Here is a 15,933-nt window from a genome sequence, read left to right as displayed (position 1 = left end):
ACCCTTACCTGGAAAGCCAAGAAGACCATCTTCTTTTCGGCTTAACTGCGACGTTAGAAGCCTGCTCTTCAACCAACACCTCTTCTGAAGCTTCAAACTTCTTTCCTGAACTTTGAACAACGTACGATGATTTCTTAGTTAACTTCAGATCCTGAGCAGCATGATCAAAAAACTCGTCGAGCAATATCTCTAGCTCTTGCTTAGGAAGCATTGAGAGACTTCGAATCTCATTCCGAATTCTTAGACGAAGGATGGCTGAACGCATGACGTCTTCCATTTGACTTCTGCCAAGCCGGTCGCTCGCCCTGACCCAAGCTTCAGCAAGTTCTCTAGAGAGGATCGCATCCGCACCAATGCTGGGTCTCTCCGTTATTTGAACCAGCGCATCCTCGGTGAGACTGTCCAGAAGTCCCCAGCGGTCTTGGGTTGTCTCACCCCTGTCGAGTACACGAGCCCGCATCCATAGGCGTTGAAAAGTATTGCGTATCCCACCGAGATAGCGCTGCCTCGAATTGCCGAAGCGCCAATGAACTATGTCGGGCGCCACGACGACGCCTACAAAACTCCACACATCATCTCGCAACGCCTCGCCTGTTTTCAGGAGAGGATGCTTGACCAGCCAAGCTCCGAGGGCTGCATCAAATTTCGCCTGTGAGGCTCTCGCATCGCGTGTTCCAAACCCAAACTCCTCTGCTACTAGAACAATGCCACTTCGAAATTCCCGAAGCTGCAGTGGATCGACAGCTGAACCACCTGTAGACGCAAAACGTGCCTCGTCTGGAAGGCTTGTCGGATCAAAACCTGGCCAATTCAGATCATCGCCCTCGAACAACGCATCAAGCATACTCTCGGCGGAAGGTCCTGGCAGTCGTGGCAGCAAAAAGCTCATTCTTCGTCACCCCGCTGCTCTGCAAGCGCATGTATTGCTGCCCGGAAGGTGCCGGGACGAGATTTCATTTGAGATTGAACAAAGCCAAGATCGCATTCCGGCCACGCCGCCCTTATCCAGCTGGCCGCCTGGGACCCCAGCGATCCTTCCTCGAACCCTTGCGCAAGGGTTACGCAATCATCAAGAGCAAGAAATCTTTCGCATACCTGGCTCATGACATCAGCCATGATGGCCCTTAGCGTTTCCGGATCACCTTCGGTCACCCTATCGATGAAACCTGAGTGGTTCTTGTTCAGGTAAAGACGCATTGAACCGTGAAAATCTCGTGACCAGTCTCCCGGCGACCAGTGGACATACCAAGGCGCGGATACGGCAATGCTTCCAGAAAGCAAGTTTCCGAAATCAGCCACTTCAATTGGAAACCTGGGCTCCTCACCTTCGAGACGAACACGGAGCGTTTCATGCCAGACTCGTTCGTACGGTTTTGACGGCGAGAGGGTGCCTAGATCCGTGGGAACATTTTCAATCACGATCTCGGTCCTCAGATCGAGCACGGACGAGAGCTCATGGCCAAGAATTTCAAGGTCGAGAACGATGGTATCTGTGTCATCGCCAAATGGATGCTCTTGCTGAGAAATAACTGATCTGGGCAGGCGGCCGACACCGGTACCCGCCCTTACACAAAGCGAAAGGGCTAGATGGCTCTTCTGGATCGCAAGTTCTGCGGCTGCCAAATCCTTATTCACGGAAACCGTTCGCTGCAGATATATGCGGGAGGCGTAGTCCCAGTCTGGAAGGTAATCACCAGCCGGAGCTTGCTCATTATCGTTGAGCCGCAGCATCCATCGCCCCGCATCGACTGCATGATCGCTCAAGGTGAGAAACGGAAATGCGACACGAGACTTCATATGCCATCACCACCCTGGATTTCGGCATCTACCGTTACTGCGCACTCATCCGGTATGCGCACGACAATTTCATAGGTGCCGCTCGCGCCATCGATCATCAGCGTATCGCCAAGTTCGGCGCAGCTTCCATCTTCGGCCCTCATCTCAATTACTTCCGGGTTAAGGATAGTCTGGTCCAACCGGTGCACCGCCGCGCCATCGATTGCCACTGCAGCCGACGCTTTTAGATTTCTTCCGCTGCAGTCAAAATCCTGCTGCACAGAAGTGGAGAATACTGCAACTTTCATGCCGTCCCGCTCTTCCAACCTCAAAAATACTGGCCTTGCTGCACGCGCTCGAAGCGGCCTAGATGCACCTCCTCCACCATTGTTAGTTCTCGGTCGTCCAGCGCCTTCTCCGTCAACCCCCTCAAGAGCGGCGCCCAGCATACCGGACACTTTTGCAAGAGGTGGCGCGTCGCTTTCCTGATTGCGGCCAGATGCGGAAGGCAGCCCAATTTCCGCTGCACGAGCATCGAGCTTTCGAAGGGCGACATTCACGAACGTTTTGGCATGACCCTTCTCCAAATTACCTGGTATCCAGTCATCGTGTGCCGGTGGTTCCGAAAGTGCGAAAGCGCGTTCTACTTCGTTTTCCTCCGAAGCGAGAAACACACCGGCCCATTCAAGATTCTCGTCAGGCAATGCTATGCCTTCGAGATACTTCACCACAAGCTGAACGGGCCTCATTAGAGCTATATGCCTTGAGGTCCTTCGGAAAAGGCTGTCTTCAATCACAATTGGCCTTCTTTCGCTCCTGAGCCCCTTCTCAATCGCAAGCCACCCGAGATCTCTCGAAGGGCGTTCAGAAAAAATCCTCTCAACCCCGACGCCAGACCGCGCTCTCGCCTTGCGCATCGCGCGGCAAAACAAATGAAGCGGTGGAAACAACTCCGGGTCCGGGATATCCAACTCCACACCGTCGACTTCCACGCTGCAGGAAAACTGCATGCCGACTGGCGTGTCCTTCATCATCCGAGGCCAAAAGCTATAGAGAAGACCCTCGACAATCCTTTGGCCGACGGCAAAGAGGTCTTCTCCCTCAGGATTGAAATCAAGCATCATGATGGAAGTACCGGACTCCCCGGGCATACGAGGCGGAAAGCCAAGTGCTTCTGCCAAGACTTTGGCATCAGAACCCAGCGCAGGATCAGCAATGCCGTCGTCTGGGTCGGCCACGCCCCACCAGTGGCGGCCGGTGAATTGCTTCTTGTAACCGTCTTCGGCGACCTCGTGTCTTGAGCCGACGTGGCATCCGATCACTCGCCGTTCACCTCCGTGCTCTTCCGCAACTAGTGTATCTACAAGGATAGTTTGGCACTGACTTACTGCATAAAGCGACGCCTTGCCAAATCCGTATGTACCGCCGCCGTGATCGGTATCGCGAGGTGCGCCTATATTTCTCAGAAAGTTAATAAAATCGTTCTGTTCCACGCCCAGTGGGATCCTGTCCGCCCTTGTTGGTCCGCCAAGCCCCGTGGTTCCGAAGTCACAGATCTCTAGAACAACCTGCTCTTCCTTTTCGAGAAAGTCATTGAACTTCTTGCGAGAGTTCAGTTCGTCAGGAAGGTGGTACAGTACATTGTTTCGCATGCAGTTGCGCTGGTCGTCATTAAGACGGCGCAGTCTGATGCGAACCCCGGGACCCTGGCCTAGCTTAGCGGCGTCCGCGATATTTTGAATCGCCTCACGGATCACCGTCTGTAGGGGATCTGTAGAAGGCGTACCAAGCAATCGAAGGAAGTTCTCCCCAATGTTCCCTGTGCTTCCGTAAGGTTCCGAGTACAGGCTTAGCGTTACAGGCATTACAGGAAAAGCTCCTCGATCTTAGCCGTTTCGGCCGGGTCCACTCGAAATTCCTCTGCGGTTGAAAGATCAATGGAATACGAGACGCTGGAAACTCCTGCTGGTGGCGAACCCGCTGCGAGCATTGACGGCACCAGTCGCGGAAAACCCTCTTCGATGCAGAACAGGTTTTCGGCCTCCAGTCTGAAAGCAGTGTGGTTCCATGCGGGATCCCGAACTTCTTCGCAGCCAAGGGCTGAAAGGCGCTGCTGCAGTTTTTCGGGCTCATTTGCCTTTCCAAGTGCGGCACTGCCGAGTGCCTCGACTGAAAGCATTCCCGCCATGACCGCTTCCAGCTCAAAGTGAAGCAGATGAAGACTGCCTCCCGCCGGTCTCTCAAGCTGGTTGAAGCCATTGATACTTATCGTCGTTCGCCCTTTGCTCAGGGACGTCTTCACTTCAAGAGAGTGCGATTCAGATGCGAAATCATGACGGTCGCCCGCCGGACCGCGCCAGCTTTTCCACGCTGATGACTCTCGATCCAGCAACCGGTTCAAAAAAATCAACTCCCCCACCAGACCTGCGACTTGACTGATAGACGACTGCGTTGAGTTCGGCCTTACAAGCAGCGATCTGAACTCTTCAATGGTCGATTTGGCAGCTTCTTCGCAGCCCACACCAGCAGCAACACGGGACAGGATTTCATTGCCCAATTCCGTAAACACGCGTTCCAGCTCATGAGCCCGGCAGGTGAGATCAAGGAAGCGCTGTTGCTTTCCCCCCTGAGTGTATACGGAAACCAAAATTTGCAGAGCTTCTGCTCCGACTACTTCCTTGCCTGACTCCTTGTCTGACAGCGGGAGTAGCAAACGCGCTTCTCCTTTGCCGCCGAGAGCAAATCGCACAGGACCATCTGCCGTCGATACCCCGGCCGGTAATGTCGCTATTTCCAGGCCTGACGAGTCAGAGGACCCCGCGCGCAGAATGGCCCATGCCTTGTCAACGGCTTGCTCATCTTCTTTACTCGACACCAGCTGCCTCCACCTGTGCTTTCTCCTCTGCCTCTATTTCTTCAATCTCATCCGCGGAAATCGTTTGGAGCTCCACCGATACGAAACTTGCACCCTCGGCGGTCGATCCCGGGAAAACGATCCCATAACCAAGGACGTCGTGCAGTGCATTCAGGGGCTCACGGACGTCACTTTTTCTTTTCGGCTCAGAGTTGCGGTCAATCGCATAAAGTAGCAGCAGCGGGACCTGGCCAATGGTTTCCAGTCGTCTGTCTTTCACATCATCCCAGCTACCTGACCCATCAAGGTCGGCCGGGCAGTCGAACCTGATGTCAGCTTTCGACATAAGGGCCTTGATATCCGCCGAGTATCCGCTGTTTTCCAGTTTCGCACGATTCACGGTTTTTACTTGTCCGATCGGACCCAGCCCGACTTCTGACGGCGTACCAATCTGCGACTCCACTATACCTACATTCCAGCTTTTTAGTCGGTCATCAGACTGCCGCAGGAATGGCAGTAAAACGTCGGCCTTCAGTTCACTGTGATCACTGTGCGGAAGGTATTTTTCAAAGAAACTTAGGATCAGATTTCTTGGCACGCCTTCCCACAGACGATGTCGCCAATCCTTGTTTTCTAGGCCGAGACTGGATGCAGCGCCGAGAAGGTCTGCCCCCGCCCGCCAGTTCTGCTTGAGAACTGAAATACTCCTGTGCTCGAAACGGAAAGTCTGTCTGTGAGTGCCCCAGAAGCTAATGGCACAAGTCTTGGCCGAGCGTGTCTTGGTGGCTCCGGTTATTGCCATACCAGGAATTGCCCGGATCCGTACAGCGATATCCATAGGCGTCATGTCCTGCGCACTGTAGCGATTGATATCGCTTCTGATTTCCATCTCGACCCTGGCGAGGTTACGGAAGCGCAACTTGAGGTCTTCCGGCATCCAGATTCGCGGCAAGTCCTCATAGTTGGGGCGATACCCGAACCAGCGCCCCATTTGCAGGAGAGTGTCGTACTGATTGGCCGTTCTCAGAAAGTAGCTGACCATTAATCCCTCCAGCGTTAAGCCTCTGGCAAGGATCGAGCCACCGACAACGATGTAGGTCTTTGCATTTTGCTCGTAGTTAATCCTGTCGTCGCTGGCCCCGTTTTCTACAGGAAACTCGATTGCCTCAAGGACCTCGGGCAAATATTCAAAAATTTCGGTTACGGAGATGCTCTCTGCCGCGGTAATGTCCGCAGGCAATCGTCCATTCTCCTCTTCCCAGACCGCTGCAAGCTCTTTTCCAATTTCTGAGTTTCTGTCTGGAATATCTTCCGCACATTGTTCCACCCAGCCCGAGATAATGTTGGCCACTCGTTGATGCGCCACTACAAATGCCGAAGTATGCACCAGCATGGTCATGTGTTTTTCAGTATCGCCGCGAGCCCTTCGGGCCGCGCAACACGCCAGAAAATAAAGTATTGCCTTTTTCAGGCTTGGAGTCATTGCGGGATAAAAAGCTTCCCTGTCCTTCGCACTGCCGGGTTGAAGCGCCGTCTGATCTTCCTCCGGCACATCTCGGATCATATCTAGCCCTAGTTCCTCCGGGGTTTCATTATCAGCATCGTCCGGCGGCACGCCGAACAGCTTCGCTGTGCCGAAATAGTTGTCCGACGAGGGCAGAGCAGTAATGAAATCTCTCGGATAAAGGTCATCAAGCCGCTCTCCTTTGTGTTCATCGACCCGGTAAGGATCGATGAGTACATTTGCAAAAGGGGTGGCAGTATATCCAACGTAAGTGACTGCAGGAAACTTCGTAAGCAGCCCTCGAATACGTTGATTAATCGCCGTCATGTCAAGTTCGCGGCTGGCCGCATTAACGCTGGCCTGATCGCATTCGTCGTCAATTACGAGCACCTTCAGTCGCCGCAAATGCGCCGGCAAAGTTTCATTGATTGCAATCTCCAGCTGCCCCAGCGGCGAAACGTTTTTCTTCACAACAGCCAGCTGAGATTTGTCTGTATGTGAGAGGAATCCGCCCTGCGCGGGTGCTCGAAAATCCAGCCCCTCGCTGTTTGCCGTGAGAACTTGCCAGTTCAGCGGTCGCCGTTTAACGAGATCGCCGTACATCCTCATTTGGGTCTGGTAACGCAACTTGTTTGTCAGCCCCGCCAGAACAATGATTGTGTTGTATCCTGCGTCAATCGCCTTCGCGATGACTGCAGTCATGTTCGCAGTTTTTCCGGACTGCACATGACCAACGACGAGCCCACGGCAATCGAATTGGTCTTGCTGCGGATTGTCCAGTAGCGACACAACTTCGTTCGAGGCGTGATCGATGCCGTCGACATCGTCTTTATCCCAGCCTTTGCTTATCAGGAATTGCTTTAGGACCGGCCAGTGAAGATCTGTTGGTCTGGGACCAAAGTACCAGTCTGGTCGTTTACGAATCGCCGACCGCTGGTGAAGGATTTCAATGTCCTCAAACTGTTTTTCGACTTCGAGACGGGCCAGCCTCAATTCTTCGGCATGATCCAGCGTATACCCCGGGAGAAGCACTTCGAGATCGTCTGTGACAGACTTTACCGCTGCATCCAGATCATTCACTCTGGGTAGTACATCAAGGATCTTTTTGACGAGTGTCTCAACCTGCGCGTCCAATTTCATTTATCCTTTTGCTCTTGCCTATATTCTGGCGGGCACAAGTGACAATGTCTCGAGTTGAGATTCAATCCCCTTCTGATTGAAATTGCCGAGGCCACCAATCTTTCTTTCAGGGGAAGAATGAAGTTGAAAGAAATTGATTTTTCAGCCGAGAGCGGCACCGAGAGATAAAACACTTAAGCATACAAAGGAAAACCTGAATGTGATATTCTCTTGCGCCTGGAGTAAATTGACACGAATTTTGGGTTCAAACCTTTGCACCAAGTGCCTCGGAGAACTGAAGCCGTTGCCTCATGGCAACAGTGCCACCAGAGCCTCGGCAATTTGCTTGGCCAAAAATGGCGGAACCGCATTTCCAACCTGAACGTACTGCTGAGTTCTGTTGCCGAGGAACAGGTAATTGTCAGGAAAAGTTTGCAATCGTGCAGCCTCTCGCACAGTAAGGCTCCTGCACTGTTTTGGATCCGGATGGATGTAATAGTGCCCGTCCTTGGCTATGTGACTTGTTATTGTCTTTGACGGTTCGTCCCAGTTTTGAACCCGAAACCGATCGGCGAATTTACCAGTCTTCCAGCTGCGATGGTTCGGAGCCAGTTCATCGGGGAAATCCGGAGCTTTGGGAGCCCGCCCAAACACGTCCGAGAATACTGAGCAGAACAGGTAACGCGCGAGATCACTCTTCATGTGGCCTCGTGTCTCGTGCTGCGAAAGCAGAGGCATCCTGGGATCAGTCAGGAATTCCATGAGCGAACCAGGCATATCCCCGCTCTCGATTGCCAGCTCGTATTCTCCGCTCTTCCTCGACAGCGGATTGTTCTTTCTTTGGTGAAACTTTGCTACGGTTCCGACTGTCTTTTTCCACTTTTTTCTTTCAGCCGCGGATCCAATCTGAAGCTGCAATGAAGAAAGGAACTCTGCAGCCTCGAGAACCGTCTTCTGCCAGTCCTCTGCAGAGTCTTTTCGGCTCAAACCACTTCTAACTTCCGGCAGTCCCTTGAGCACCGTGCTGACAGAAGTCGGACATTCAAAGTTCAGCACAGATTCGTAGTCTGTATCGTCCAGCCTGTCTGCAATGTCGGCCCTCAAACCTACGACAAAGACACGATGCCGTGCCTGCGGGATCGCGTGCTGCTCAGCCCGAACAATAAAATCATGCGGGTTCGGACCAAGAGTTGAAGCGGTTTTGCCGCTTCTGTTTGGGACCAAAGCCAGCAACCGATAACCGCCTTCCTCACTGCCAACGCTCTGCAAGTCATCAAGAATGCGCTTGAAGATACCTGTGCCAGAAACCTTGGAAGACAGAATGCCCTTAACATTTTCCATAACAAATGCAGCCGGGCGAAGGCGATCCAGGATATCAATGTATTCCCGGTAAAGGTAATGTCTGCCGTCGTCTTCTGCATTGTATTCTGAATTACCCGCGTTTCGAGCTCTGCCAACCAGTGAGTATGCCTGACAGGGAGGACCGCCAATCAGAACAGTTCGCCCTCTGGCCGACTTTTTGATCCTGTCTATAGCAGGATTTATAAGGCTTGCGGCCTCCGGCGTTCCGAGGGTTGCGTGCAGAGCTTCCTTCTTAGCCTTCCTCCACTTTCCAGGGTATTTTTCAAAAAGTTCGTCCTGAGATATCGTTCCAGCCACGAACTGGTAATATTCGTCAGGCAACGTGCCAGGCGGGAACTGGCGAGTGAACGAGCGCAGGCTCAAGGTCTTGTGCGCGGCTTCCTCCATTTCGACAGAAAGCGCCACGTCGAACACGCGCTTTCCTTTTGCCAGGACCGATGAAAATCCTTCGGCCAGACCGCCAGGCCCTGCGAAGAGATCAACTACTTTGTAAGCTCGCGCCATGCCTGTTTTTTATCCTGACGATTGGAATTACACTTCTTACCAGGATGGTTGGAAATGACCAGGGATAAGATCGATGGCTGACATCAAAAGTTCCGCCGACCGTTCCAGAAACATGTCGCGGATTCGCAGCAAAAACACCGTTCCCGAGATGATCGTTCGAAAAGAACTTTTTGCACGTGGCTTTCGGTATCGGCTGCATGGAAGCCGCGCCATGGGATCGCCGGATCTTGTCTTTGTCAGTCGCAAGGCTGTGGTGTACGTACATGGTTGCTTTTGGCACCAGCATCCCGGCTGCAAAAACGCTGCAAGGGTAAAAGATGATGCAGACAGTAAATGGGCAAAAAAGCTAAGCGGCAACCGGGAAAGAGATCAAAAAAATTTAGAACGTGCCCTTTCAAACGGTTTCAGCGTCGCAACTGTCTGGGAATGCTCACTTGAACCTCGAAAGCGGCACAGCGAACAAAGGGCCATCACGCTCAACAGGCTCTGCAACTGGCTGAAGGACGACCGGCGATCACAGGTTGTGGATTTGTAGCAACTGTTCAATACCTGCCTTGCCGGGAAAAATGATCTGATCGAAAGGCTGAAGAGCGGTTTTCCATGGAACCGGAAGTTTCCAAGATGTCAGCCGTGAAGTCAGCGGATTAAGCCATTGAATTGGAGTCAATTTCTCGGGCACGCCGAAACAACTTCTCTAACTCCGGCTGACGTTTGCCCGCAGCATTTGCGGAACATATCTGCCAGCAAAAAACTGCCCGGTCGCGGAAAAAAAATTTGCGAATGCGGATAGAGACGGGTCTGCGGGTATCCGGCTGGAGACTTTGAAACCACCCCCTCCAAGGTGCGCTCGCCAAGAAGCTAAGCAGTAGATGAAGTAGATGTATTCGCGTGAACTTGCTCAGAGAGCAAGTCGGACATGATCCGCTCTTACCCAACTTTTGAAAACAGTTTTATTTCATTCACTTAGCCGGCCGCGGAATACCAACACTATATTGGTCTACCTCCTCTACCTCGTCTACTGCCAGGTCCTCTCGGTGAAAGAACCTGGCTTCGTCTACTGCTCAATCGCTCCCAGGTTTAAGCAACCCGAACAAATCTGGTGGCGCCTTTATCCGGTCCGGAAGTGAACTGGCCGTCTCGCTGGTACCCAAGAGACCTCAGTATACCCGCCACCCTTTTTGTTTCGCGCTGCCCCATATTCTCACTGCGAAACCCGAGCGCTTCCGCCAGAATGGGTTTGCAGGCCACAAATTCCCGTCCTTCGCAGTACCGGGAAACTTCTACCACCCAGGGATCATCCTCGCCGCGCTCGGACTGCTCCAGAGAGGCCAGTTTGGAAATCTCCGCCGACAGCCACCATGCTTCGCCGGATTGGTATGCGTTTACCGCTTCCGCCCAAAGCTGGTCACGATCTCTTCGAACGCCCTCGACATCTATTGACCCGGTTCGCACGGGCCAAAACCGACGGTTCCCCGTTGAATCTCGCAAATAGTCATCTCGATTGGTTGTGCCGGCAAAAACACATCGGCGAGGTTCAACAATATCCTTACGGCCGTATGACGGGCGGTATTGCTCTATCTGTCTCGAGATAAACGCTTTGATTGCCTCGAAACTGGCCCGGTTCAGTGTTGCCAGTTCGGCCAGCTCAATTATCCACTTTCCACGCAGGAACTGCTTTGAGTCCTTGGATGAAATGTCAGGCAGAGAATCTCCAAAGAACTTTGGTCCTGCCAGCTCACGCAGAACTGAGCTTTTTCCGCTGCCCTGATCGCCCTCCAGCACGATGCAGCCATCTGCCTTGCAGCCTGGAGAGAACACGCGAGCCACCGCCGAAATCATCCAGCACCGTCCAACTGCCAAATTGTACGTGCTCTCCTCCGCGCCGAGATAGTTCATTAGCCACGATGAAAGCCTGGGACGGCGATCCCATTCTAAACTCGCCAGCCAGTCTCTTAGCGGATCAACAGTATTTGCACCGGCAGCCGCCTGAATGGCATCCGCGACAGTGTTGCGCGCCGCATCCGGAAAACCATTTCGGTTGAACCAAACCTGAGCCTGAACAATATCGGTGTCCCTGATTTCACGGATTTCGACATCTTGGATTTCGTCGGTCCCGGGCACAGGGCGGTACAGCATATCGCATTGGAGAAAGGCATCGTGGCGCAGGCAGCCCTGCCAGTCCGAATGGTTTTCCAACATTGCAATCGCCGTGGCGGGGCACCAGACAGGCAATCCCTTGTCATTGCGGACGACCGGAATGTCCGCATGACGGAACTTGAGGCCTCCGCCGGATTGCTGAGGTGTTCCTGATGTCAAACTGCTGGAAGCCGGCGGCGTGGCACGACCAGTAGCCACGTTTCCTGTGCTTGGATCCCATTCGACTCGCCGGGCTTTCTCCGCGGCCTCCAGAATTCGATTTCGCTTATCCCCTTGCATTGACGTGTCCCTCCGTCTTTGCAGTCTCCCAGCGTTCAAGCGCGTCGAGCCGCCAGCGGGTACAGCCGGGCGTTAGTTCCACGGGCCTGGGAAAACTTGGATCGGATTTGGCCCACCGCCACGGCGTTCCTCTTGAAACGCCATATCTTTTCGCCACCTGGCGATCTGAAAGATACATGATTGAACTCCATCGAATTGATGGATCCAAATTGGCACGCAGCGGTTTTGCAGTCGGCACCCGTTCGCCGTGTCAATTCTGATGAAGGGGGGAAGTGTGGTCCAGCTCCAGCCACGAGTCATATGCCTTCGTCGGAGACGTATCGATCCCCAGAATACCAAAAAGCACTGCAAGGAACCTTGCCAGCGCGCGAGTTTCCTTGATGCCTTTGGCCGGCAAGTCCTGTCTGTTTCGCGCCGCCCAAAGAGGCGCTGCCAGAGCCACTATATGAAGTCTGTCCACATTGATCACGCTGAGCGTTCGGCGCGTTCGCTCAGAAACCTCAATGTCTTTTCGCGCTGCAGCAACAAGTGTCCGCAGCTCTGAAGCATGCGCCAAAAGGTCCATAAAGAGGCGAACATGTCGCTCTTCACTCCTATGCATGAAATCCAGAATCCCCTCGTCACTGTAGTCAGCTCCGAGGCCAAGGCGTGAATCCAGCCTTTTTCGCGCTGAGATACTCAAACTGTCGTAAACTCTTTTGTCGAGATGAGACAAACCGAGAATAAAACGGTCGAGCGCTTCCAGATCTTTTTTTCGGTCATATAACGTAAAGGGTTTCCAGCGCAGGAAGTTCAGGAAGTTGTTCACCATTTTTTCGAGGTTCGCACCCTCAACATCCAAATGAGCCTTAAAGGCTTCCACGAGCTGTTGTTCAACTTCAGGCACGTCACTTCCTCGGTCTGACCTTTTTGCGCGCTAAATCCTTCGAGCAAAGAAACGATCCCCACGCGCCCATCATTTCCCGGCGTTTTTCGACCTGGTCGGATCGATCATAGGCCTGCTGAACCTTGCTTCCGACTTTGTGGGCCAGCGCAATTTCGGCCATGTCACCATCGAACCGGGTCCGCTCGGCGACCCATGTTCGAAAGGTCGAACGCAGTCCATGCGGTACTGCAGGTTTGTCGCTTTGAGCGTCGAAGTATCCCCGGTTTCCCGATTTCAGATCTGCCGCGTGGATTTTTCGCATGACAGCTGCCAGGGCAGCATCTGAATATGCGCCTCCTCGCGGGGCCCAGAACACCAGCGGATTGCCCTGCTCGCGCGGCAGCTCGTCAAGCAGGGAAATAAGACTATCGGTGAGCGGAACCCTGTGCGGCCGCCCGGACGGTGGTATTTTCGAAGACTGGCGCCCAGGTTGAATAATCCAAAGACCGCGCTCGAGATCGAACTCGTCCCAGGTGGCAAAACGAACCGCTCCTGTGCGGGATGTAGTTAAAGCCTGAAACTCAAGCGCCCTTGCGCTGGTTCCTTCACGGGCGCGCAAGGCCGCATACAATCGCGGTGCATCATCAAGCTGCAGCGCGGAGTAGTGCTGACCGCCGGTCAGCTTCGTCGGCGCGGGTAAAACCATGTCAAGATTTCCGCGCCAACGGGCCGGATTCTCGCCGCTTCTGTGTCCCGCGACGGTGGTGTAGTCCAGAACGCGCTCAATCCGCTGACGTACCTTTGAAGCTGTTTCTGTTTTTGTCATCCAGATTGGCCGGAGTGTCGCCAGCACATCCTGAAGAGTAATATCGGCCACGGCTATTTCGCCGAGCAGGGGAACTGCGTGCCGATCGAGCGAGGCGCGCCACTGTTGTCGGTGCAGGCCGCTGCGAAATTCGACCGCCTTCTCCTGGTCATACAGTTCAACCGCCTCTGCGAATGTAAGAAGCCTGCGCTGTGCGGCCTGTCGCTCGGCAATTGGGTCTGCGCCATGCCGGAGCATATCCCTCGCTTCGCGAGCGTATTCACGGGCTTTGGCCAGCGGCACGTCCGGGTAAGGGCCAAGGCCGGCCTCCCGTCGCCGACCGTTATGCCTGTAGCGAAAGACCCAGGATCGCGCGCCGGTGCCGGTTACCTGCAATGCAAGCCCGGCCACGCCGCCCACTGCGTGTACGCCGGGCCGTGTCAGCCGTTTCACTTCGAGAGATCCGAGCTCTCTGGCACGTTTTGGCAATACTTGCGACCTCTGTTCGAACCGGGAATCGAACTCGACCCCTAGATTCCTACCCCATTCCTACCCGCCCAAACGGATGCAACACATGGCTATTTCATGCGACGGAATGGAACAAGCAAAATCGACCAGGCCTTTGAAATTAATACGAAATGAAACGGATCGCCACAGCGGTATTCAAGTGGTACTCGCCTCCATTTAATTTCAAGCATTTAGCTTTCTGCGCTGCTTTCGCAATTTCGGACGCCTAAAGGTCAGTATCAGATGCATGTTGCGATTGCGGGTCCAGCGATTCCATTTACACAACCGCACTACTTGATTGCCAAACCGAGAAGTGCTGAATCATCTGCGACGGCCGGGCTGAATTGCGCCTCGCTGCGTGATCGGATCGCATCGGATGCCGCTGACTGACTTCGGCAAGTCGCTTTTCTGACGTAGCGGGTTTTCAAACCCCAGTCGTGCTTGACAAGCCCCCTGCCCGTGCCGCATGTCGCATGCGTTGGTGTCCATCCTCGGATGGATGAAAAGGGAATGTGCCAGCGATGTCATCGCCAAGTACAGCCGCCCCCGCGACCGTGACCGGAGAGGGTGCCCAAAGCCACTGGCCCAATAGGCCGGGAAGGCGGGACATCCGACAGGGCAAACGCTCTGACATCCGCAAGCCGGGAGACCTGCCAGCACCCGAAGTTGAAACCGGGCGGGGTGTTCCGGTGTCGGGTCCATGTGCAGACGCGTGGCCCGCATGAAACCCCGTCCCCCGTATAAAGGATGAGGGGGATGAGAGACGTGACCGAGACCGCACCAGTCGAGTTGCTGGTCTGCACGACATGCCGCCGTGGGTTACCTATCGAAGATGACGCCCAGCGACCCGGCACTTTGCTGCATAAAGCACTTGAACAGGCTGGCTTGCCTGACGGCGTCGACTTGAAACCGGTAGAGTGTCTGTCGAACTGTGATCAGGGATGCTCGATCGTTTTGCGAGGCGGCCCGTCCCGATGGACCTTCGTTTATGAAAACCTCGACGAGACCGACCATGTCGAGACCATCGTTGAAGGCGTCACCAAGTATCTGGCCGCTGAAGACGGTCTGGTGAAATGGCGCGAACGCCCCGAACATTTCCGCAAAAACTGTGCGGCCCGCATTCCCCCGATTGGAGCCCTGAAATGAGCAACCTTGAAAAACTCCCCGTCACTGTGATCACCGGCTTTCTGGGCTCGGGCAAAACCACGCTTGTCAAACACCTGATGCAGAACCCGCAGGGCAAGCGCCTGGCCGTTATCGTCAACGAGTTTGGCGATGTGGGTGTGGATGGCGATATCCTGAAATCCTGCGCCATTCCGGATTGCCCGGCAGAAAACATCATGGAACTTGCCAATGGCTGCATCTGCTGCACCGTGGCCGATGATTTCATCCCAACCATCGAGGCACTGATGGCGCTGGAGCCGCGCCCCGATCACATCCTGATCGAAACATCCGGCCTCGCCCTGCCCAAACCGCTGCTAAAAGCCTTCGACTGGCCCGATATCCGCTCGAAAATCACCGTCGATGGCGTGATCGCTTTGGCCGATGCCGAGGCCGTCGCTGCAGGTCGTTTCGCCCCTAACGTCGAAGCCGTGGACGCCCAGCGCCTGGCCGATGACTCGATCGACCACGAAACGCCTCTGTCCGAGGTGTTTGAGGACCAGATCTCGTGCGCCGACATCATCCTGCTGACAAAACCCGATCTGGCCGGTCCCGAAGGTGTGGCCAAAGCCAAAGAGATCATCGCGGCCGAGACCCCGCGTCCCCTGCCCGTTGTCGAAGTCGCCGAAGGTGCCGTGGACGTGCGCGTCGTACTTGGGCTGGAAGCCGCGGCCGAGGATGACATGGACGCCCGTCCCAGCCACCATGACGGCCATGACGATCACGAACATGACGATTTCGAAAGCATCATCGTCGACCTGCCCGAACAGACCGACCCCACTGCACTGGTGGCCAATATCGAACGTCTGGCCAATGAGCTGAACATCCTGCGAGTCAAAGGCTATGCCGCCGTTCAGGGCAAACCCATGCGTCTGCTGGTGCAGGCCGTTGGTGCCCGCGTGCGTCATCAGTACGACCGCCCGTGGGAGCCCGGCGAAGAGCGCCGCTCGCGTCTGGTGGTCATTGCCGAGCATGACGACATCAAAGAGGCCGCCATCCGCGATATCCTCGTGGGTGTGACCGAGGCCGCCGAGTAAGCC

At 54.5% G+C, this 15,933-nt stretch carries 12 protein-coding genes and 1 riboswitch; of the genes, 3 read left to right on the top strand and 9 right to left on the bottom strand.

Annotated features, from left to right (window positions below; genetic code table 11):
• Positions 1–4: 4 nt before the first annotated feature.
• From AC2FIS_RS18970 to AC2FIS_RS18945, 6 genes are all read right to left on the bottom strand, one after another.
• Positions 5–889, bottom strand: a complete 885-nt coding sequence (locus tag AC2FIS_RS18970) for a DUF6339 family protein (protein ID WP_496774925.1) — start codon at positions 887–889, stop codon at positions 5–7.
• Positions 886–1,797 carry a hypothetical protein gene (locus AC2FIS_RS18965; protein ID WP_496774924.1) on the bottom strand — a complete coding sequence of 304 codons (912 nt, stop codon included), beginning with the start codon at positions 1,795–1,797 and terminating at the stop codon, positions 886–888. Before AC2FIS_RS18965 ends, AC2FIS_RS18970 begins: the two co-directional genes overlap by 4 nt.
• A complete protein-coding gene (locus AC2FIS_RS18960) occupies positions 1,794–3,533 on the bottom strand; it encodes a hypothetical protein (protein ID WP_496774923.1) in 1,740 nt (579 codons plus the stop codon). The genes AC2FIS_RS18965 and AC2FIS_RS18960 overlap by 4 nt, the downstream gene beginning before the upstream one ends.
• Positions 3,534–3,640: 107 nt before the next feature.
• Positions 3,641–4,651, bottom strand: coding sequence for a PD-(D/E)XK motif protein (locus tag AC2FIS_RS18955; protein ID WP_496774922.1), 1,011 nt, complete (start codon positions 4,649–4,651; stop codon positions 3,641–3,643).
• Positions 4,641–7,274 carry a Z1 domain-containing protein gene (locus AC2FIS_RS18950; RefSeq protein WP_496774921.1) on the bottom strand — a complete coding sequence of 878 codons (2,634 nt, stop codon included), beginning with the start codon at positions 7,272–7,274 and terminating at the stop codon, positions 4,641–4,643. The genes AC2FIS_RS18955 and AC2FIS_RS18950 overlap by 11 nt, the downstream gene beginning before the upstream one ends.
• Positions 7,275–7,562: 288 nt before the next feature.
• A complete protein-coding gene (locus AC2FIS_RS18945; RefSeq protein ID WP_496774920.1) occupies positions 7,563–9,119 on the bottom strand; it encodes a DNA cytosine methyltransferase in 1,557 nt (518 codons plus the stop codon).
• Between the two features lie 73 nt (positions 9,120–9,192).
• On the opposite strand from AC2FIS_RS18945, the gene AC2FIS_RS18940 reads away from it, so the two are divergent.
• Complete coding sequence (locus tag AC2FIS_RS18940) at positions 9,193–9,654, top strand: very short patch repair endonuclease (RefSeq protein ID WP_480540663.1); 462 nt, start codon at positions 9,193–9,195, stop codon at positions 9,652–9,654.
• Between the two features lie 542 nt (positions 9,655–10,196).
• Here the strand turns inward: AC2FIS_RS18940 and AC2FIS_RS18935 are convergent.
• From AC2FIS_RS18935 to AC2FIS_RS18925, 3 genes are all read right to left on the bottom strand, one after another.
• Entirely contained in the window at positions 10,197–11,555 is a 1,359-nt protein-coding gene (locus AC2FIS_RS18935) for a virulence-associated E family protein (RefSeq protein ID WP_496774919.1), read from the bottom strand.
• 250 nt (positions 11,556–11,805) lie between these two features.
• A complete protein-coding gene (locus AC2FIS_RS18930; protein WP_496774918.1) occupies positions 11,806–12,441 on the bottom strand; it encodes a hypothetical protein in 636 nt (211 codons plus the stop codon).
• Between the two features lies 1 nt (position 12,442).
• Positions 12,443–13,645, bottom strand: a complete 1,203-nt coding sequence (locus tag AC2FIS_RS18925; protein ID WP_496774917.1) for a tyrosine-type recombinase/integrase — start codon at positions 13,643–13,645, stop codon at positions 12,443–12,445.
• A gap of 549 nt (positions 13,646–14,194) precedes the next feature.
• Positions 14,195–14,404: riboswitch (cobalamin riboswitch) on the top strand.
• A gap of 84 nt (positions 14,405–14,488) precedes the next feature.
• Here AC2FIS_RS18925 and AC2FIS_RS18920 point away from each other — a divergent pair.
• Both AC2FIS_RS18920 and cobW read left to right on the top strand, forming a co-directional pair.
• A complete protein-coding gene (locus AC2FIS_RS18920) occupies positions 14,489–14,878 on the top strand; it encodes a DUF1636 family protein (RefSeq protein ID WP_058274172.1) in 390 nt (129 codons plus the stop codon).
• A complete protein-coding gene (gene cobW, locus AC2FIS_RS18915) occupies positions 14,875–15,930 on the top strand; it encodes a cobalamin biosynthesis protein CobW (protein WP_496705025.1) in 1,056 nt (351 codons plus the stop codon). Before AC2FIS_RS18920 ends, cobW begins: the two co-directional genes overlap by 4 nt.
• Positions 15,931–15,933 lie beyond the last annotated feature (3 nt).

Source organism: Ruegeria sp. CDSB113, assembly GCF_059611045.1.
This window is presented reverse-complemented; position numbering and strand designations above follow the sequence as displayed.